The organism is Granulicella sp. 5B5 (genome assembly GCF_014083945.1).
GTDB lineage: Bacteria > Acidobacteriota > Terriglobia > Terriglobales > Acidobacteriaceae > Granulicella.
The window spans coordinates 1,072,831-1,091,488 of the sequence record NZ_CP046444.1; the positions used below are offsets into that span (position 1 = coordinate 1,072,831).

Annotated in this window: 17 protein-coding genes; 10 read left to right on the top strand and 7 right to left on the bottom strand. The window is 61.4% G+C overall.

Annotated features, from left to right (window positions below):
- Nucleotides 1-19: 19 nt before the first annotated feature.
- Nucleotides 20-538, bottom strand: a complete 519-nt coding sequence (locus GOB94_RS04615; RefSeq protein WP_255484239.1) for a thioredoxin family protein — start codon at nucleotides 536-538, stop codon at nucleotides 20-22.
- Between the two features lie 373 nt (nucleotides 539-911).
- Between GOB94_RS04615 and GOB94_RS04620 the strand changes: the two genes are divergently transcribed.
- Together GOB94_RS04620 and GOB94_RS04625 are read left to right on the top strand one after the other, a co-directional pair.
- The gene (locus tag GOB94_RS04620) at nucleotides 912-1,853 is read left to right on the top strand and encodes an alpha/beta hydrolase (protein ID WP_182277707.1); all 942 of its coding nucleotides are present in this window, start codon (nucleotides 912-914) and stop codon (nucleotides 1,851-1,853) included.
- 115 nt (nucleotides 1,854-1,968) lie between these two features.
- Nucleotides 1,969-2,232, top strand: a complete 264-nt coding sequence (locus tag GOB94_RS04625; protein WP_182277708.1) for a hypothetical protein — start codon at nucleotides 1,969-1,971, stop codon at nucleotides 2,230-2,232.
- 156 nt (nucleotides 2,233-2,388) lie between these two features.
- Here GOB94_RS04625 and GOB94_RS04630 read toward each other — a convergent pair whose 3' ends face one another.
- On the bottom strand, nucleotides 2,389-3,672 hold the full coding sequence (locus tag GOB94_RS04630) for a VWA domain-containing protein (protein WP_182277709.1): 1,284 nt from the start codon (nucleotides 3,670-3,672) through the stop codon (nucleotides 2,389-2,391).
- 143 nt (nucleotides 3,673-3,815) lie between these two features.
- Nucleotides 3,816-5,804 carry an acetate--CoA ligase gene (gene acs, locus GOB94_RS04635; protein ID WP_182277710.1) on the bottom strand — a complete coding sequence of 663 codons (1,989 nt, stop codon included), beginning with the start codon at nucleotides 5,802-5,804 and terminating at the stop codon, nucleotides 3,816-3,818.
- Between the two features lie 226 nt (nucleotides 5,805-6,030).
- Between acs and GOB94_RS04640 the strand changes: the two genes are divergently transcribed.
- Nucleotides 6,031-6,234 (top strand): hypothetical protein, encoded by a 204-nt coding sequence (locus GOB94_RS04640; protein WP_182277711.1) that lies wholly within the window; start codon nucleotides 6,031-6,033, stop codon nucleotides 6,232-6,234.
- A 46-nt stretch (nucleotides 6,235-6,280) separates the two neighbouring features.
- On the opposite strand, the gene GOB94_RS04645 is transcribed toward GOB94_RS04640, so the two are convergent.
- Nucleotides 6,281-6,874 (bottom strand): YetF domain-containing protein, encoded by a 594-nt coding sequence (locus GOB94_RS04645; protein ID WP_220464995.1) that lies wholly within the window; start codon nucleotides 6,872-6,874, stop codon nucleotides 6,281-6,283.
- A 351-nt stretch (nucleotides 6,875-7,225) separates the two neighbouring features.
- On the opposite strand from GOB94_RS04645, the gene GOB94_RS04650 reads away from it, so the two are divergent.
- Nucleotides 7,226-8,230, top strand: coding sequence for an energy transducer TonB (locus tag GOB94_RS04650; protein ID WP_182277712.1), 1,005 nt, complete (start codon nucleotides 7,226-7,228; stop codon nucleotides 8,228-8,230).
- A gap of 164 nt (nucleotides 8,231-8,394) precedes the next feature.
- Nucleotides 8,395-10,233 (top strand): hypothetical protein, encoded by a 1,839-nt coding sequence (locus tag GOB94_RS04655; protein ID WP_182277713.1) that lies wholly within the window; start codon nucleotides 8,395-8,397, stop codon nucleotides 10,231-10,233.
- A 405-nt stretch (nucleotides 10,234-10,638) separates the two neighbouring features.
- On the opposite strand, the gene GOB94_RS04660 is transcribed toward GOB94_RS04655, so the two are convergent.
- From GOB94_RS04660 to GOB94_RS04670, 3 genes are all read right to left on the bottom strand, one after another.
- A complete protein-coding gene (locus GOB94_RS04660) occupies nucleotides 10,639-11,247 on the bottom strand; it encodes an outer membrane beta-barrel protein (RefSeq protein WP_182277714.1) in 609 nt (202 codons plus the stop codon).
- A gap of 306 nt (nucleotides 11,248-11,553) precedes the next feature.
- The gene (locus GOB94_RS04665; RefSeq protein WP_182277715.1) at nucleotides 11,554-12,003 is read right to left on the bottom strand and encodes a hypothetical protein; all 450 of its coding nucleotides are present in this window, start codon (nucleotides 12,001-12,003) and stop codon (nucleotides 11,554-11,556) included.
- A 146-nt stretch (nucleotides 12,004-12,149) separates the two neighbouring features.
- Nucleotides 12,150-13,079, bottom strand: coding sequence for a LysR family transcriptional regulator (locus GOB94_RS04670; RefSeq protein ID WP_182277716.1), 930 nt, complete (start codon nucleotides 13,077-13,079; stop codon nucleotides 12,150-12,152).
- 144 nt (nucleotides 13,080-13,223) lie between these two features.
- On the opposite strand from GOB94_RS04670, the gene GOB94_RS04675 reads away from it, so the two are divergent.
- The 5 genes from GOB94_RS04675 to leuD all read left to right on the top strand — a co-directional run bounded on the left by GOB94_RS04675 (nucleotide 13,224) and on the right by leuD (nucleotide 18,603).
- Nucleotides 13,224-14,405 carry a 2-isopropylmalate synthase gene (locus tag GOB94_RS04675; RefSeq protein WP_182277717.1) on the top strand — a complete coding sequence of 394 codons (1,182 nt, stop codon included), beginning with the start codon at nucleotides 13,224-13,226 and terminating at the stop codon, nucleotides 14,403-14,405.
- A gap of 66 nt (nucleotides 14,406-14,471) precedes the next feature.
- Complete coding sequence (gene leuB / locus GOB94_RS04680; protein ID WP_182277718.1) at nucleotides 14,472-15,575, top strand: 3-isopropylmalate dehydrogenase; 1,104 nt, start codon at nucleotides 14,472-14,474, stop codon at nucleotides 15,573-15,575.
- Nucleotides 15,576-15,646: 71 nt separating this feature from the next.
- On the top strand, nucleotides 15,647-16,396 hold the full coding sequence (locus GOB94_RS04685; protein ID WP_182277719.1) for a hypothetical protein: 750 nt from the start codon (nucleotides 15,647-15,649) through the stop codon (nucleotides 16,394-16,396).
- Nucleotides 16,397-16,426: 30 nt separating this feature from the next.
- Nucleotides 16,427-17,851: a 3-isopropylmalate dehydratase large subunit gene (leuC, locus tag GOB94_RS04690; protein ID WP_182277720.1), complete on the top strand. Its 1,425-nt coding sequence runs from the start codon at nucleotides 16,427-16,429 to the stop codon at nucleotides 17,849-17,851.
- A 113-nt stretch (nucleotides 17,852-17,964) separates the two neighbouring features.
- Entirely contained in the window at nucleotides 17,965-18,603 is a 639-nt protein-coding gene (leuD, locus tag GOB94_RS04695; protein WP_182277721.1) for a 3-isopropylmalate dehydratase small subunit, read from the top strand.
- Nucleotides 18,604-18,658 lie beyond the last annotated feature (55 nt).

Here is an 18,658-nt window from a genome sequence, read left to right on the forward strand (position 1 = left end):
GCCCAGCCTCCCACAACTCTTACCGCTTCCACTTATTCAAAAACGTCGTCAGCGAGCTCGACTGCATATACCGCATGTCCGAAAACTCTTTGTCCTGGCTCACCACCACGCTTCCATCGGGTCGCAGCACCGCCAGCGCCGGCACGCCATGCACCGGCACGCCATACTTGTGCGCCAGGTCCAGGTTCGCATCCATCCGCCCGATGTTCACCTTCACCTCGATAAAGTGCTTATCGACGATCTCCTCATTCGGGCTCTGGTGAAAGTAGATGTCCAGCACCTGGCAGTCGCCGCACCAGTCCGCGCCAAAGTCCAGAATTACGCGCTTGTGCTCCTTGCGCGCCTGCTTCAGCGCCGCCGCCACATCGCCCTGCGCCGCATCGATCGCCGGATAGATATGCTTGCCCGGCGAATAAGGAATCACCGCCTTGTGCGCTGCCTTAGCCGCCGCATCCACACCTGGTTGCGACATCTGCGCACCCGCCGCCGGAACCAGCAGAGATCCAACAACCAACACCGTCCCGATTACTCGTCTCATCTCAACTCTCCTTATGCCCATCGGCACCAACCGCTTACCATCATCCATCAACACACGCCATCCGCGATAGTCACAACCCAACTCTTCCCACCACGACTCAGGTTTCCAACACTGTAGCGCTGGATATCACTGCCCCGCCACAGCTCAGGTACCCAAGCTGTGACGTTAGATTTCTCCGCCCCGCCACAACTCAGGTACCCCAACGCTTTAGCGTTGGGTCTCACAGCCGCAAACAAAGAAGGGGCTTCAGCCCCCGGTTTGCTTCTCGCTTCGCATCGGCGATGCTCTCATTCGATGCACCATGCCCGCCATGCGGCACAAAACCCTCTCACCCGCATGACGAAACACGCGCAACCGTCCTATCCTTGCTGCCATGACCTCACGGCGCTCGCTGCTTCTCCTCGTCCCCGCCCTCCTCAGCCTCACGCTCGCCGCGCAGACACCTGCAACTAAGACAGACCCGCCACCCGCCGGTTACACAGACGTCATCCCCCTCTGGCCTGCTGGCCACGTTCCCGGCGCTGTCGGTACTGACCCTGTCGACATCCCGAAACTCTACAGCTACCCCGCCGCTGGCCCCGGCCCGCACAGCGCCGTCGTCGTCCTCCCCGGCGGCGGCTATACGCACCTCGTTATGGATAAGGAAGGTGGCATGGAAGCCCGCTGGCTGCAGGCCCACGGCGTCTCCGCCTACGTCGTCCAGTACCGCCTCTGGCCGCGCTACAAGTACCCCTACCCGCTCCTCGACGGCCTCCGCGCCGTCCGCTACGTCCGCGCCCACGCCAAAGAGTGGGGTCTCCGTCCCGACGCCGTCGGCATCTGGGGCTTCTCCGCCGGCGGACACATGTCCGGCTACCTCGCCACCGCCGCGCCTGACGCTCCTGAAAATGTATCCGGCACCCACGACGCCATCGACCAGCTCTCCGCGCACCCCGACTTCGCCATCCTCAGCTACGCCCGCCTCGACCTCGACCCCAAGATCCCCGGCACCTTCGGCATGAAGACCCTCGTCGGTCCCGACGCCACGCAGGCGCAGATCGACACCGTTGACCCCATCAAGCACGTCACCGCCGCCACCAGCCCCTGCTTCATCTACTCCACCGAGCACGACCAGACCGTCAACGCCCTCAACGCCAGCCACTTCTTCTCCGCGCTCATCGCCGTCGGCGTCCCGGCCGAGCTCCACATCTTCGAGCAGGGCCTCCACGGCACCCACATGGGCACCGACAAAACCGAGTTCCCCGAGCTCGCCATCACCCCCACCCTCATCCAGCACTGGCTCCAGATCCACAACTGGATGCCCGGCCAGCCCTGAACTACCCATACGGCGTCATCTCGACCGAAGCGGAGAGACCGCTGTATTTTGCCCGGAACCACCACAACTGCCGGGTGCCCCATCTTCGCGACAGCTTCATCGTCGCTAAGGTGGGATGCACAACCCTCACCCCCAGGGAACCGCGGACGTCACGCTCCAAACCCGCATCCAACTGCCTATGAACATCGACGACATCGAACAAAAGCGTCCCAACGGCCCCAACTTCGGGCTCATCGTCATTCTCTTCTGCGTGACGATCCTCGTTGTCTTCGTGCTCTCCCTCTTCTTCGTGCGCTTCGACGGCCACCACCTCCACTTCCTCCACCACAAGCCCAACCCCAACGCCAGCCTCATCCTCCCAGCAAGCTTCAACGCTTGACACGCCCGGTAGAATAAAAGCAGGAAGACCCGGCAGGGATGCCGGGTCTAGCTCTTTAACTCGAAGCCCATCAGCGACCAAAGTTCCACAAAAGTGGTTACGAGCTTAACTCCAATCGGCTCCGGATCTTAGCCCCAAAACCGGGGGAGGGTGCCGCTACTTGTCGTCCGTCGCATAGTACCCGTCCCGCACCTGGATCGAGTCCTTCTTGTTCTCGTCCGGGTTCTTCAGGCTCAGGTCGATCTGGTGGTATCCATACCGCGCCTCGTCCGCCGTCGGCGTAAAGCCCAGCCGGTACTGTTGCCGCAGATCGTCACCGATCTCCTTCAGAATCTCGTCCACCGTCAGTTTCTTACTCACCTCGAACACCGCCCCGCCGGTCTCGCCGCAGATCCGCTCCAGCACCTGCTTGCCATCCACATTCGGCTTCCGGCTGGGCTCTGTGCGCCCATGCGGATTGCTCCCGCCGCCACCGCCGCCCGGATAACCGCCACCGGGATATCCACCGCCCCCCGGGTAGCCGCCACCCGGATAACCACCCCCTGGATACCCACCTCCTGGGTAGCCACCACCGCCCGGAAACCCACCACCCCGCCGGTTGTTCCGGTTGTAGTTATCGTTCTGCTGCCGCTGCTCTTTGCCCCTGTAGTACACGGCATAGATCACCGTATCCGACTTCTGAGCCGCCTCGATCGCATCCGGCAGGGTCTCCTTGCTGCCCACATCCACGCCATCGGTCAGCACCACCAGCGCCTTGCGCCCCGTCTGCTTGGCCTCTATCTCATTGGCCGACAGATAGATCGAGTCATACAGCGACGTCCCGCCATGCCGCTCGCGCCGCCCCTCGCTGTCCGTCGTATCTGTCTCGTCGTCATGGAACGTCGGGCTCTCCGTACCCAGCTCATCAATCGCCTTCTGCAGTCGCGCGTTCTTGTCCGTCACATCCTGCAGCAGCTCGATCGGCTTGGCGAACTGCACCACAAACGCCTTGTCCGCCGGCCTGTATCCCTTATCCGTAGGCTTCTCACCCACCGCCGGCAGCAGCGTCTGCTCCAGAAACGCCTGGCTGCCCTTCTGCTCATCCGGTAGCACCTCCCGCTGCGACCGGCTCACATCCACCAGCAGCCCCAGCGTCAGCGGCACATCCGTATCGTGGTCGAAGTACTTGATCGTCTGCAGTTCAATCGCATCTGGCTTCGCGTCCTTGATCGACCGCGGCCCAGCCTTCAGCACAAAGTCGTCCTTGGTCAGGTTGTTCACCAACTCGCCCTTGCGCCCGTGCACCACCACCGACAGCACCACCAGCTTCGCATTCACCGAGATGTCCGCCCCCTTGGCCTGTGCCGGCGGATCGGGCCGCTTCGTCAGCACAGGCCCAGCGTCCTGCGCCCACAACGTTCCAGCCGCACAAACACACACCAATAGGGTCGAACGAAACATAACTCCTCGCATGCCACAGTAGACGAGTCCCCGCAACTTCAGGTTGCGAACAGGCCCATCGAAGAACGAAGACCAAAAGAAAACAAGTGAGAAGCAGGACGTAATAAAGCATTCGCTCTATCCTCTACACACTATCCCCTGCCTTACTCATCGCCCTCCTTCAGCTTCGCCACAAAGCTGAAGTCCTCGAGCGTCGTCGTATCGCCCTTCACCTCGCCAGTCGTCGCCAGCTCTCTCAGCAGCCGTCGCATGATCTTGCCGCTCCGCGTCTTCGGCAGCGTCTGCGTAAACCGCAGGTCATCCGGACGCGCCAACGCACCAATCTCCTTCGCGACCCACTTCCGCAGCTCCTGCTTCAGCTCTTCGCTCGGCTCGTGGCCCTCTTCCAGAGTCACAAACGCCGCAATCGCCTGCCCCTTCAGCTCATCCGGCCTGCCAACAACAGCAGCTTCCGCAACCTTGCCATGCGCCACCAGCGCGCTCTCAATCTCAGCCGTCCCCAGCCGGTGCCCACTCACGTTGATCACGTCATCCACGCGCCCCATCAGCCAGAAGTAGCCGTCTGCATCCTTACGCGCACCATCGCCTGTAAAGTACTTCCCCGGAATTTCAGCAAAGTAAGCCAACTCATACCGCGCCGGATCACCCCAGATCGTCCGCGCCCGCGAAGGCCACGGCTGGTCGATGATCAGCAGCCCACCATGCCCCGGCGGAACCTCTTCGCCTTCCTTCGTCACCACCTTCGGCACCACACCAAAGAACGGCTTCGTCGCCGACCCCGGCTTCGTCGCCACCGCGCCCGGCATCGGCGAAATCATGATCGCGCCCGTCTCCGTCTGCCACCACGTATCCACAATCGGGCACTTCTCATGCCCAATCTCGCGGTAATACCACATCCAAGCCTCCGGATTGATCGGCTCACCCACCGTCCCCAGCAGCCGCAGCGAGCTCAAATCATGCTTATGCACCCACTCGTTGCCCCACTTGATGAACGCCCGAATCGCAGTCGGAGCCGTATAGAACACGCTCACCTTGTGGTCGTCCACAATCTGCCAGAACCGGTCGCACTCCGGCCAATTCGGCGCACCCTCATACATCAGTACCGTCGCACCGTTCTGCAGCGGGCCATACACCACGTAACTATGCCCCGTGATCCACCCAATGTCCGCCGTACACCAGTACACATCCTCATCATGCAGGTCGAAGATGTACTTCGACGTCAGGTACGTCCCCACCGAGTACCCACCCGTCGTATGCACCAGTCCCTTCGGCTTGCCTGTCGTTCCGCTCGTATACAGGATGAACAGCGGGTCCTCGGCATCCATCCACTCCGCCGGGCATTCGCTCTCAGCCTTCGCCATCAGCTCATGCCACCACAGGTCACGTCCGTCCTTCATCTCAACCGCAGTCTTCGGTTCGCGCTGATACACCACCACATTCCGAACACCCGGGCACTGCTCCATCGCTTCATCCACAATCGCCTTCAGCTTGATCTCGCCCCCGCGCCGATAGCTGATGTCCTGCGTCACCACAATCTGGCAGTCCGAATCCGCCACTCGGTCCGCAATCGCATGCGCCGCAAACCCGCCAAAGATCACCGAATGTACCGCACCCACCCGCGCGCACGCGAGCACCGCAATCGCCAGTTCCGGGCTCATGCCCATGTACACCGCCACGCGATCGCCCTTCTTCACCCCCAGGCCCTTCAACACATTCGCGAACTTCTGCACCTCAACATGCAGCTCCGCAAACGTCAGCTTCCGCACCTCAGCCTTGCCATCGACCTTCGGTTCGCCCTCCCAGATCAGCGCGACCTTGTCCTTCCTCGCTCCCTTCGCATGGCGGTCCACGCAGTTGTGCGACAGGTTCAGCTTCCCCCCGTTGAACCACGTCACCTTCGCGCCCTCGCCCTCCATCACCGTCCGCCACGGCGCAAACCACTCCAGCTCGTTCGCCGCGTCGGTCCAGAACGCCTCCGGCTGCTCCACGCTCCGCCGGTACATTGCGTCGTACTCCGCCTCATTTTTGATCCAGGCCTTCTCGCTGAACGCCGCCTGAGGCGGAAACAGACGGTCCTCGCGCATCAGGCTTTCGAACGTCGTGCTGGCAGGGGAGGCGGTTTCATGCGGCATTAGGCGGTCTAAGCTCCTTATAAATGTGCAAAAGTTTTGGGCGGTCAGCCTACAGAACACACAGCGGTCTCGTTTTGACACCGATAAACGCACCGGTTCGCATACAGCGGCTGCACTAGAACGGTACGTCATCCCATCAAACACCGGCAACCGCGCCCCTGTGTATCGCGTCACGAAATCGCCGCCGTAACCCACACGATGGAACTCGGCATGACATCATGGATGCGTGAGTCTCGCATTCCCCCTCATCGGCTTCTTCCTTGGCTTCGCCTTTGGCGTCGGCTGCGCCCTCGCCGTCATGTACTCCATCTACATGGGAGGCTACCGCGCCGCCGTCGCCGATTCGCTCCTACCCGAGCCCCCCGAGCGCCTCGAGAAGGCTCGCGCCGCTGCTCTCAAAAAGAGATCCGCTTCAGTCGCCAAAAATTAACACCCGCTCTGCCGACCGAATCGCGTTCCTTCGTACCGTCCGCTCTTTACCTCCGCGACTCGAGCTCTCGCCGCAGGGAGCGTACCTCGTTGCTCAACTCCTCCAGCACCGCCATGATCTCCCCGCGCTCAATCTGCTCGAAAGACGGGCTCTTTCCCTTTACATAAAAGGTGCCGTTCGGTTCCAGCACACATAAATCCACCTGGGAGACATCGTTAAACCCATTCTTGTTCAACACGCTCGCCAGGTCCTCCGGTGACAGAGTTTGCCGTTTCATTTCCATCTCATCAACAACGCCGTCTCGAATGATCGTTGAACTGCTGCCCTCCAGCGTCTTCGTCAGCTTTGGAGTCCGATACAACACCCACATAAGTAACCAGTTGATTGCTAACAGCGCAAATGCGCCGATGATCCCGCCCGTCACCGAGTTGTCATCTCCGATGATCGCATTCTGCACCGTATTCGATAACGAAAGCAGCACCACAAGGTCAAAAGGGTTGAGCTGCGCCAGTTCTCGTTTGCCGAACAATCGTAGAAAGACAATCAGGCATAGATACACAATGACCGGCCGCAAAACTTTTTCAAGCAATGGAATCGGGAGCTGAAACATATCTCGCCACACGTGCAACACAATTCCCATCAGAAGGTCTCCTATGTACTAACGGTAGCGGGTCACTTTAGTCATATGGTTGCGAATTGGATACATAGTGTAGAAACGGTTTATTGAGTATCCATACTTCCGTGACATGCTAAACGATGCATGGCGAGAAATTTCCGTACCCCTAGTGGTGAATAGCGTCGGGACGGATATTCAGAACTAATAAGTTGAAACAACACTCGGCCAGGATGCTGAAAATCCGCAAATCCACCGATAACGTAAACACGTTACGCGGGGTTTTTGTGGATTTTCAGCAAGCTCTATCTCAACCGGGAGAAGAAGCACCGTACGGGCCCTATTTACTGAATCACTCCAGAAGGAACTTTGACCTGCATGCCGAAGCCACTCCGCAGTGCCGATCCTAATCCGAGAGACGTTCAATTCAGCCACTTTGGCGTGCTGGATGATGGCAAGCGCAGCAAGAGCGCAGCATTTATCTCTATAGGCATCAACCTCTCGATTCTGCTGACCATCGTCATTCTCGGTTTGGTCATCAAGAACAACCCCGTCGCCGCAAAGAAGCTGGCCGAAATCTACCTGCCGCCTCCGGCCCCCAAGCCCCCACCGCCACCACCACCGAGGAATCCCCCGGTGATGCCGCCCAGGGAGCTGCCGACACCGCCCAAGATCAAGACGCCTCCGCCGCCGGAGAAACTGCCGGAGATCGTCAAAATTCAGCCCGCTCCTCCTAAGCCTCTGCCTCCGGCTCCCGAGGTCAAGGTAATGGCCCCCCCGGCTCCCAAGATCGTCAACCTCGGCAACCCCAAGGCTGCGTCCATCCCCAACAACGATCCGCATCCCACGGCTGTGCGCATGGGGAACACCACCAGCCCCATCGTCACCTCCGGCCCGGCTGTGGCTAACGTCAACCTCAACGCCGGCATGCCGGGTATGCAAGGTAACGGCAGCGGTCCGCACGCCACCAAGGTCAACTTCGGTAGCGGCCTGCCTGGCGGCACTAACCTCAACGGTCACTCCAACTCAGTCGCTGCGGTCCGGCCCGTCACCCTTGGCGGCACGGTTGCTCCCCCCTCTTCGCCTAAGGTGATCTCGCCAACCTCGGCTGTTGCGTCGCCGCCCAAGGTGATCTACAAGCCCACCCCCACCTATACGGCTGAAGCGAGGGCAATGCGCATTGAGGGTAATGTCGCTCTCAAGATCCGTGTCACTGCGGAAGGTGGTGTTGAGGTCATCAGCGTCGTCCGCGGCCTCGGCCACGGCCTTGACCAGTCCGCCCGGCAAGCCACCCTTGCCACCCGCTTCAAGCCCGCCGTGGATGCCAACGGCAGGCCGGTCGACTGGGAAGGTACCGTCGTCGTTAACTTCCAATTGAGCTAATTCTCACCAGAGTACGAATTGAAGGGATTTTGCCCGGGTTCACGTATGCTTATGGCAAATCCGTTTTTGGGTATCGCGGGTTCCCAAAAAGCCTGAACGGCCAGATTACCGAACGATTTCCGCAGGGGTACTTGCACCATTAAGCTTAGGAGTCTAAACCACTTATGAATTTCACAACAAAACTCACTGCCTCGATTGCCGCTGCTCTTTCGCTTGTACTCTGTCTTCCGGCTTCAGCCTTCCCTATCGGGAAGAAAAAGCAGACCCAGCAGGAGGTTCGCAAGCTGACCCCCGCACAGAGCGCCCTCATCGACAAGGCCGTCGCGCGTGAGGCTCTGGTCGTCAAAACCCTCAAAGAACGCACCCCCATCGTCGAGACCTACATCCAGAACATGCGTCCCGACCCGGTCATGGGGCAGACACCCGACGCCGACCTCCACTTCCTCGGTCGCGTTAACTTCTCCAAGGTCATCAACGACACCAGCTACGCCCGCGGAGACCGCACCGACAGCAAGAAGGGCAGCTTCTTCAAGCACTCCCTTGGCTACATCGCCGGCCTCTCCGCCGCCCTGCACCTCACCTATCATGAGTCCGGCTTTGTGCAGATGTTGCTGGTTGACTCTTCCAACTTCAACCGTTCCACGTACACCTTCTCCTACCTGCGCAACGACTTCCTCGGCACTGTGCCGACCATGGTCTTCGACGTCCAGCCCACCAAGCACAACGCCTACGGCCGCTTTGCCGGGCGTATCTGGATCGAGCGCAACGGCGGCAACATCGTCCGCTTCAACGGAGACTTCGACGGCGGCACCGCAAACCGTCAGTTCTTCCACTTCGACTCCTGGCGCACCAACGTGCAGGAGGGCCTCTGGATGCCCACCTCGGTCTACGTCGAAGAGACCGACCCCAAGAGCGCCACCCACTCGCTCGAGTTCAAAGCCATCAACTACATTTGGGGCTATAGCCTCAAGACCCCCGCCCAGGACTCCGACGAGGCATCCCTGCAAGTAGAGGGTGCCGTGGACGAGTCTGCGCAGGCCTCCGACGTCAGCCCTCTGGGCGCAGAACGTGAGTGGATTCAGCAGGCCGAGGACAACGTCATCGACCGTCTCTTCACCGCAGGCCTCATTGACGCGCCCTCGGACTTCGACAAAACCCTCGCCGCCTTGGCCAACAACATCCTGGCCTACAACAATATTCCGGTCTCCCGACCACTTAAGGTGCGCATCCTGCTCACCGAGCCGCTGGAGTCCATCGCTGTCGGCAACACCATCCTGCTGTCCAAGAGCCTCATCGACACCACCGCCATCCAGACCACCGACGGCGCGCAGCAGATGGGCAACCTGAACGCTCTGCTCGCCTTCCAGGTCGCGCACATCATCCTCGGTCACCACATCGACACCAAGTACGCCTTCTCGGACCGCCTGCTCTTCCCCTCTGAGTCGGCCTTCCAGAAGCTGCCCATGCACCACACCGAGGCCGACAACGAAGCTGCTGCTAAGAAGGCGATGGAGCTACTCAGCGTCAAGGACCTCGCCGACGGGCAGCAGTACTTCGGCCTCTATCTCCAGCAGCTGCAGGCCCGCCTCAAGGGCCTCAAGGCGCTCACCGATCCGCAGATCGGCGACAGCCTCCTCAAGCCCGACGGGACTTTCTGGATGCAGGCCATCGTCAGCAAGGGCCCCAAGCTCAATGACACAGACCTGAAGCAGCAGGCCGCCATGCCCCTCGGCGCCTTCCTCCGCTTCGATCCCTGGACTGACCAGGTCATCCAGATGCACTCGGCCTACGAGCCGCTGTTGAGCGCCCGCGACAAGCTACCGTTCGAAGTCACCCCGGTCTACCTCAAGCTCAGCTACTGGCAGCCCCCGGCCGCGGCGGCTCCGGCGGCACCGCCGGCCGCCTCTTCAACTGGCGCTCCTGCTGCTGCACCTGCCGCAGCTCCGGCCGGTAACACCGCCGCCGCACCTACAACAGGTACCTCTAACCCCCCGCAGCAGTAAGCTGAAGGGGTCGCAACTGGATGTATTGCGGAGGCCTCGCATTTGCGAGGCCTCCGCTCATTCGTCAGGCCAATGACCACACAGTAGCCGCTGATGGAACCACCGCTCCGGCCAGTATCTACCCCATGGGCGTCCATCGCGGCATCCGTAAGAATCATCTCTTGACACACCTTCTATAATGAAGATGGAAGTGAAAACCCCGGCATCAAGCCGGGGTTTTCCATTGCGGGCCATGATCGCCATCCACCTATCTGCCCCACCAAAGTTTGCACTAAAGGGTATACAGCCCTAACCTCAATCCGCTCCGGATCTTAGGCCAAATACCGGGGGGAGGCATGGGCGCTGCAGACAAAGCATGCCCCGGCGGAAGACCGCCGGGGCATGCTTTACAGCCGCTGTGCAGCTTTAGAAGTGGTACGCAATACCCAGGGCGGGCGTCATCAGCACGTAGTAGCGGTTCGTTTTGAAGCCAGCCTGCGCCTGGCCGAAATCAGGCGTCTTCATCAGGAACCCGCGATACTGCACACGCACGTCGAAGCTCGGGCTGATCTCGTACGCCACACCGCCGCCGAACAGTGCACCAATGTTGGTGTTCTGCTTGCTGGGGCTCTGGTGCGTCCCGCTATCCAGGATCGGTGTAAAGATATAGCCACCGACGCCGGCCTCGAGGAACGGGTTCCAGTTGTGGTAGCTGCGTGTATACACGTAGGCGCCTGTGATCTCCTGCTGGCGGGTATGCACCTCTCCCACTGGAAAAGAGGCGCTATGGTAGAGAATCGAATTCTGCGCCCACGAGTAGTTCAGTTCCAGCTGGCTCCTCGGTGTCAGATCATAACGATAGCTCGCCAGTATGCCGCCCGTAGAGGTGGTATGCATCGGCTCTACGGTCAGACCATAAACGTCGTTCGCGTAGACTCCCATAAAACTGAGGCTGGCATCCTGCCGGCTCTCCTGCGCGTGTCCCACACCTGCGGCGCAAACCAGCAACGCGCCGAGCAACATCATCTTCTTCATGCTTACTGAAATCCCTTCGCATTCGCGCTGCCGGTCCACGTCAAACCCAGGCCTCGTAATTCAGTACAGATTCCCGGGGGCCGCAACGCAATCTTCGTTCAATTGTACCTGCTGCGCTGTCCATCGAACGTACACCACCGCGATTCTCTGCTGACCGGACTATATTTCCGTCGTGCAGAACGAACTCTATCCACAGAGCTACGGCTTATACGCTTGGACGCAAGACCGCCAGAAAGGAGAGGTGCAAACCTCCTATCCGCGCACAAAGAAAAAGAGGCCTCCAAAGAGGCCTCTTCAGCTTAATTCTTACTGCTGCGGCGGTTGGCCGCCACCGTCCGGCGGAGGACCGCCCATGCCCCGGCCACGGCGATGTGACTCCATCTCGTCATACTTGGCGGCTTGGTCCGGCGTCAGCAGTGCCTTAACCTTGGTCGTCTCGTCGGTGTGGATCGCCATCATCTGCGTCCGCATATCGTCGCGCGACAGCGAGCTGTTGCCGCGTAATGCCTCCATCTTGGCCGTACCGTCCGTAAAGATGTCCTTCACCTTGGCCGTAACATCATCGGTCAGACCCAGCTGCCTCTGTAGCATCGCCGCACGTTGGCTGGGATCCATCCGCATACCGCGACCACCCTGCTGCTGACCATCCTGTGACGGGGGCGGAGCATCCTGCGCCCTCGCCGACGCAACAACCAACCCGGCTCCGCACAGCAATACAGCCAGGCGTAGCCCCCACATCTTCCCATTCGTCTTCATCGCTGACTCCGTTTTCTCTCAAAAGATCGAGATGCCCTCGGGCAACTCCAGACTCACTGCTTCCAAGAGAGACGGCTTACTCCACCAAAGTGTTCCGAGTTCTTCCGATATCTTTACTTCTTGCTACGACTCTCCATCTGCATTCATCAAAGGTGCCCGCCATCGGTCCGCTCCGCCTGAAAGCAGAATGGATCGCCGTGTTGGGCTGCATGCGCCTCCACCACCCTCAAGAACGCCCGGGCCGCATGAGACAGCGCCGCATGGCGCCGGTATACCAGTCTCAGCTTTCGCTCGAACATCAGCTCCGGCACAGAAATCGCCACCAGGGTTCCCAGTTCCAACTCGCTCTCCACGGTCAGCTTCGGGACCAGGGCCACGCCATTGCCGCGCTGCACAAACCGTTTGATCGCATCCAGCGAAGGCAATTCCACCTCCATCTGCAGCGGCGTCTTGTGCCGTTTGAAGCTCGCAATCACCTTCTGCCGCAGCGGCGAGGGCACGTTATGCGCCACAAACGGCTCCCGTCCCAGCCGTGCGATCGTCGCCTTCCGCGCCTTCGCCAGCGGGTGTCCCGGGCTCACAATGCACACCAGTTCATCCCGATACACCACCGTCGACCGCACCTGCGCATCCTCCGGTCGAAAACTGATCACGCCCAGCTCCACCGAATGGGACAACAACTCGTCCGAGATTCGGCTCGCCAGCGCACGCTGCACCGCCACCTTGATCCTCGGATGCTGCTTACGAAACGCGTCCAGCACCGGCAGCAGATACAGGCACGTGTACTCGTTCGCCGCCACATTCAGCTTGCCCGTATGCAGAGACCGCAGGTCCACCAGCGCCGACTCCGCATCCCGCCGCAGGTTCAGCAGCTTCTGCGCATACTCGCGCAACACCTCTCCCGCGTCGGTCAGGTTCCCGGCTGTGCGCTCCAGCAGCGACTCGCCAAGCTCAGCCTCCAGCTTCGCAATCACCTGGCTCACTGCCGGTTGCGTCCGATGCAGCCTCGTGGCGGCCCGCGAAAAGCTCCGCTCCTCCGCCACTGCTAGGAACGTCTCCAGTTGAAACAGGTCCATCCGTAGGGCCTTTCCTGCGCAGCCACTGTTGCGCTTCTATCAACGGCCTATACCATCATTAGAAATCGATATACATCTCGCACTTAGCATAAGGGCAGGTTATGCTTAAGTCCATCAAGCTGTATGGATGGAGAAAAATTGTCCATGAGTTCAAGCAATCAGGTCATCTTCTTCGACACAACCCTGCGCGACGGCGAGCAGTCACCCGGCTGCACCATGCACCATGACGAGAAGCTCCGCATGGCTCATCAGCTCGCCGCGCTCGGTGTCGATGTCCTCGAAGCCGGCTTCGCCATCGCCTCCCACGGCGACTTCGAGAGCGTCCGTGACATCGCACGCCAGGTCGGTAACTCTGACTCCGCGCCGCGCATCACCTCGCTCGCCCGCGCCAAGCGTGAGGACATCGAAGCCGCGGCCAAGGCCGTCGAGCCTGCGAAGAAGAGCCGTATCCATACCTTCCTCTCCACCAGCGACCTGCATATGGCCGCCAAGCTCAAGATCACCCGCGAGCAGGCACTCGAGCAGATCGGCGAGATGGTCGCCCTCGCGAAGACCTACGTCGACGACGTCGAATTCTCCCCTGAAGACGCCACCCGCACTGACCCCGAGTTCCTCGTCAAGGTCTGCGAAGTCGCCATCCAGGCCGGCGCCACCACGCTCAACCTGCCCGACACCGTCGGCTACTGCATCCCGCAGGACTACGCCGCGATGTTCCGCATGGTCCTCGACCGCGTCCCCGGCGCAAAGGACATCGTTCTCTCCGCGCACTGCCACGACGACCTCGGCCTCGCCGTCGCCAACTCCATCGCAGCCGTCGAAGCTGGCGTCCGCCAGGTGGAGTGCGCCGTCAATGGCATCGGCGAACGCGCCGGCAACGCTGCTCTCGAAGAGCTCGCCGCGCTCTTCATGGTGCGCAAAGACAAGTTGCCCTACACCAACAACATCGTCATGACCGAGATCTTCAAGACCAGCCAGATGCTCACCGCCTGCATCAGCTTCGGCGCTGCGCCCAACAAGGCCATCGTCGGCGCCAATGCCTTCGCGCATGCGGCGGGCATCCACCAGCACGGCGTGCTCGCCAACCCGCTCACCTACGAGATCATGACTCGCGAGTCGGTCGGCTACATGGGCCAGAACATCGTCCTCGGCAAGCATAGCGGCCGCAAAGCACTCGAGCATCGCCTGCAAGAGCTCGGTCACACGCTATCCAGGGAAGAACTCAGCGTCGTCTACGAGCGCTTCACCGACCTCGCCGACCGCAAGAAGCTCATCTACGACCAGGACATCCTCGCGCTGCTCACCGCCCGCGAGACCGCCATCGCGTAGCTCCTTTTTGCTTGTCATTCCCCGAAGGGAATCTGCTTCTCTTCCACCGCCACTAAAGGACCATCCATGAAGCTCAAGATCGCAATCCTCGCCGGCGACGGCATCGGCCCCGAAGTCACCCGCGAAGCGCAGAACATCCTCACGGCCATCGCTGAAGCGGGCGGACACGAGTTCATCTTTACCGACGCCCTCATCGGCGGCGTCGCCATCACGGCCAACGGCACACCTCTGCCACAGTCCACTATCGACACCTGCCTCGACTCCGACGCCGTCCTCCTCGGTGCCGTCGGCGACAACAAGTTCAACTCCCTCACCCCCGACAAGCGCCCCGAAGCCGGCCTGCTGCAGATCCGCCAGGTCCTCGGCGGCTTCGCCAACCTGCGTCCGTGCCTCGCCTTCGAAGCCCTCAGCGAAAACTCGCCGCTGCGACCCGAGGTCACCAAAGGCGTCGATATTCTCTTCGTCCGCGAGCTCCTCGGCGGCCTCTACTTCGGCCAGCCGCGCTGGTGGAACAAGGACACCGGCGAGGCCATCAACACCATGCGCTACACCAAAGCCGAAGTCGAGCGCGTCTCGCACATCGCCTTCCAGCTCGCGCAGAAGCGCCGCAAAAAGCTCACACAGGTCGACAAAGCCAACGTACTCGAGTGCTCACAGCTCTGGCGCGCCACCGTCGACGAGCTCAAGAGCCAGTACCCGGACGTCACCGTCGAGCACCAGCTCGTCGACTCCATGGCGATTCATCTCATGAACACGCCGCGCAACTTCGACGTTGTACTCACCGAGAACCTCTTCGGCGACATTCTCTCCGACGAGTCCGGCGTCATCAGCGGCTCGCTCGGCATGCTGCCCTCGGCCACCATCGGCGGAAAGGTCAATCTCTACGAGCCCGTCCACGGCTCCGCACCGGACATCGCCGGCCAGGGCAAGGCCAACCCTCTCGGCGCCATCCTCACCGCGGCGATGGTGCTCCGTCACTCCGCCGGCCTCGAGCAGGAAGCCAAGGCCATCGAAGCCGCCGTGAACAAGGTACTCGCGCAGGGTCATCGCACCAGCGACATCGCCCGTGGCAACACCGCAGCCAACGTCACCACGCAGCAGATGGGCAAGCTCGTCCACAGCGCACTCGCCGAGTCCATCGACCGCCAGCAATCGCTCCACGCCGTCTAAAGCACGACCTTTGGGTGCCCCATCTTCGCGACAGTTTCATCGTCGCTAAGGTGGGATGAACGATCTCAATCATGCGAACCGCTCTCCAACTCGCCGCCGCTCTCCTACTCACAGCAGCCAGCGTCCGCGCGCAGGTCAGTAACCCCGACAACCTCGTCGCCCCGCCACCACAGCCGCCGCAACACATTCACCCGCAGGTCACCGACGACCTGCAATGGCTCTGGCCCTTCACGCGGCCCGATCCCATCGGCCGCGCCTCTGACCTCCGCGTTGACTCCCGCTTTCAGGACATGCTTCACCGCGAGTTCAAGCAGCCGCAAGCCATGTGGGGCGTCGACCCGCAACATCGACCCGCACTCGCCACCATCATCCCCCTCTTCCTCTCGCAATACGGCGAAGTCACCACAAAGGACGCGCGCTACATCTCCATCGACGGCTGCGTGCCCAGCTTCTGTCCCTCCGCCGGCCTGCTCTGGATCGACCTCGGTCATCCCGAATCACACACCGGCCCGCTCATGGTCTTCGCCGCCACCATGTGGGTCGCAGAAGGCCGCGCCTCCAACCAACCCGGAGCCGCCTACACGCTCTGGCTCTTCTCTAACCACAACCTCGACCCCAACGCGCTACCGCTCGCTCTCACCACCGGCATCTCTGATTGGAGCGCCCGCCTCGCCGCCGCGCACCGCCTCGTCCCGCACGTCACCCAGGCCCTGCTCGTCGAACCCACCGGCTCCGCACAATCTCTCAACCCCAGCGCCGTCGGCGCCAACACACTACCGCCGCAAATCGATACCGTCACGCCCGCACCAACCGACAACTAGCACCGCAGCACCCGAACCACTACGAATCCTATGAGCAACGCTACCGCACCCCGCACCCTCTTCGAAAAAGTCTGGCAGCAGCACGTCGTCACCGAGCCCGCTGGCGAGCCCACCATCCTCTACATCGACCTCCAGCTCGTCCACGAGGTCACTTCGCCGCAAGCCTTCGAGGGCCTGCGCATCGCGGGCCGCAAGCTCCGCCATCCCGAGCGCCACATCGCCACCGTCGATCACAACGTCCCCACCACATCCGTGCAGGACCGCCTCGTCATCGCTGACCAGATCGCCAACGCGCAGGTCAACGCGCTCCGCAAGAACTGCGCCGACTTCGGCATCGAGTTCTTCGACGTGCAGGACCGCTCGCAGGGCATCGTTCACATGATCGGCCCCGAACTCGGCGCCACCAAGCCCGGCATGACCATCGTCTGCGGCGACTCGCACACCAGCACCCACGGCGCATTCGGTGCGCTCGCCTTCGGCATCGGCACCAGCGAAGTTGAGCACGTCATGGCGACACAGACGCTGCCGCAGTCCAAGCCGAAAACCTTCCGCATCAACGTCGAAGGCGACCTGCCATTCGGCGTCACCGCCAAGGACATCATCCTCGACATCATCGGCCGCATCGGCACCGACGGCGCCACCGGCCACGTCATCGAGTACTCTGGCACCGCCATCCGCGCCCTCTCCATGGAAGGCCGCATGACCATCTGCAATATGAGCATCGAAGCAGGCGCCCGCGCCGGCATGATCGCTCCCGACGAAACCACCTTCGCCTACCTCAAGGGCCGCCGCTTCTCGCCGAAGGACGCAGCATGGGATGAGGCAGTCGCGCACTGGCGCACGCTCCCCACCGACCCCGGCGCGACCTTCGACCGCGAGATGACCATCGACGCAACGAAACTCGCACCCAGCGTCACCTGGGGCACCTCCCCCGGCATGGTCACCACCATCGACGGCACCGTGCCCACACTCGACACTGCCGCCACCGACGCCGACCGCAAGAGCTTCACACGCGCCTACGAGTACATGGGGCTGCAACCCGGCCTCAAGGTCGAGGACATCCAGATCGACGCCGTCTTCCTCGGCTCCTGCACCAACGGCCGCATCGAAGACCTCCGCGCCGCCGCCAGCATCGTCAAAGGCCACAAGGTAGCGACCACCGTCCGCGCAATGGTCGTCCCCGGCTCACAGGTCGTCAAGAAGCAGGCTGAAGAAGAAGGCCTAGACCTCGTCTTCAAGTCCGCGGGCTTCGAGTGGCGCGAACCCGGCTGCAGCATGTGCCTCGGCATGAACCCCGACATCCTCTCACCCGGCGAGCGCTGCGCGTCTACCTCGAACCGCAACTTCGAAGGGCGCCAAGGCCGCGGTGGCCGCACCCATCTGCTCTCACCCGAGATGGCCGCAGCCGCAGCCATCACCGGCCACCTCACCGACGTTCGCAACTGGAAGTCCTAACGCACGATCAGGTAGCCCGAGGCTTTAGCCTCGGGTCTCATAACCGCAGAAAGTTTTGGGGCTTTAGCCCCTAGGGTATGCCTTCACGGATGCCCGCACTACCGAGGATCATCATGACGCCGATCAACATTCTCACCAGCACCGCCGCTCCGCTGCCGTTGCCCAACATCGACACCGACCAGATCATCCCCAAGCAGTTCCTCAAGCGCATTGAGCGCACCGGCTACGGCGACTTCCTCTTCTACGACTGGCGCTACAACTTCGACGCGCAGGGCAACACCACCCCCAACCCCGACTTCATCCTCAACAAGCCCGAATACAAGGGCTCCGAGATCCTCATCGCCGAGCGCAACTTCGCCTGCGGCAGCTCCCGCGAGCACGCTGCCTGGGCCATCAACCAGTACGGCTTCCGCGCCGTCATCGCCCCCACCTTCGCCGACATCTTTTTCTCCAACGCCGGCAAGAACGGCATCATCCTCTGCCGCCTCACCGAAGATGAAGTCCAGACACTCCTCGCCCGCAGCACCGCGAACCCCAAGCACGAGATCACCATCAACCTCGAGCAGCAGACCGTCACAGACAACGAAGGTTTCTCCGCCCACTTCGACATCGACCCCTTCCGCAAGCATTGCCTCCTCAACGGCCTCGACGACATCGGCCTCACCCTGCTCCACGAAGACAAACTCAACACCTACGAAGCACGCCACAACGAAGAGTTCTGGTCAGCACCCAAATCCCAACCCGCAGCATAAGACCGGTGCGAAACTTTGCGCTTTCCTTCGCGAACTTTGCGGGAACGCCTTTGCT

What these genes read in the sequence shown, in the direction of transcription:
- GOB94_RS04620 (WP_182277707.1), top strand. Translation starts at nt 912, where the DNA reads ATGACCTCACGGCGCTCGCTGCTTCTCCTCGTCCCCGCCCTCCTCAGC.
- GOB94_RS04650 (WP_182277712.1), top strand. Translation starts at nt 7,226, where the DNA reads ATGCCGAAGCCACTCCGCAGTGCCGATCCTAATCCGAGAGACGTTCAA.
- GOB94_RS04625 (WP_182277708.1), top strand. Translation starts at nt 1,969, where the DNA reads ATGCACAACCCTCACCCCCAGGGAACCGCGGACGTCACGCTCCAAACC.
- acs (WP_182277710.1), bottom strand. Translation starts at nt 5,804, where the DNA reads ATGCCGCATGAAACCGCCTCCCCTGCCAGCACGACGTTCGAAAGCCTG.
- GOB94_RS04660 (WP_182277714.1), bottom strand. Translation starts at nt 11,247, where the DNA reads ATGAAGAAGATGATGTTGCTCGGCGCGTTGCTGGTTTGCGCCGCAGGT.
- GOB94_RS04685 (WP_182277719.1), top strand. Translation starts at nt 15,647, where the DNA reads ATGCGAACCGCTCTCCAACTCGCCGCCGCTCTCCTACTCACAGCAGCC.
- GOB94_RS04630 (WP_182277709.1), bottom strand. Translation starts at nt 3,672, where the DNA reads ATGTTTCGTTCGACCCTATTGGTGTGTGTTTGTGCGGCTGGAACGTTG.
- leuD (WP_182277721.1), top strand. Translation starts at nt 17,965, where the DNA reads ATGACGCCGATCAACATTCTCACCAGCACCGCCGCTCCGCTGCCGTTG.
- GOB94_RS04645 (WP_220464995.1), bottom strand. Translation starts at nt 6,874, where the DNA reads ATGGGAATTGTGTTGCACGTGTGGCGAGATATGTTTCAGCTCCCGATT.
- GOB94_RS04675 (WP_182277717.1), top strand. Translation starts at nt 13,224, where the DNA reads ATGAGTTCAAGCAATCAGGTCATCTTCTTCGACACAACCCTGCGCGAC.
- leuB (WP_182277718.1), top strand. Translation starts at nt 14,472, where the DNA reads ATGAAGCTCAAGATCGCAATCCTCGCCGGCGACGGCATCGGCCCCGAA.
- GOB94_RS04615 (WP_255484239.1), bottom strand. Translation starts at nt 538, where the DNA reads ATGAGACGAGTAATCGGGACGGTGTTGGTTGTTGGATCTCTGCTGGTT.
- GOB94_RS04655 (WP_182277713.1), top strand. Translation starts at nt 8,395, where the DNA reads ATGAATTTCACAACAAAACTCACTGCCTCGATTGCCGCTGCTCTTTCG.
- leuC (WP_182277720.1), top strand. Translation starts at nt 16,427, where the DNA reads ATGAGCAACGCTACCGCACCCCGCACCCTCTTCGAAAAAGTCTGGCAG.
- GOB94_RS04665 (WP_182277715.1), bottom strand. Translation starts at nt 12,003, where the DNA reads ATGAAGACGAATGGGAAGATGTGGGGGCTACGCCTGGCTGTATTGCTG.
- GOB94_RS04670 (WP_182277716.1), bottom strand. Translation starts at nt 13,079, where the DNA reads ATGGACCTGTTTCAACTGGAGACGTTCCTAGCAGTGGCGGAGGAGCGG.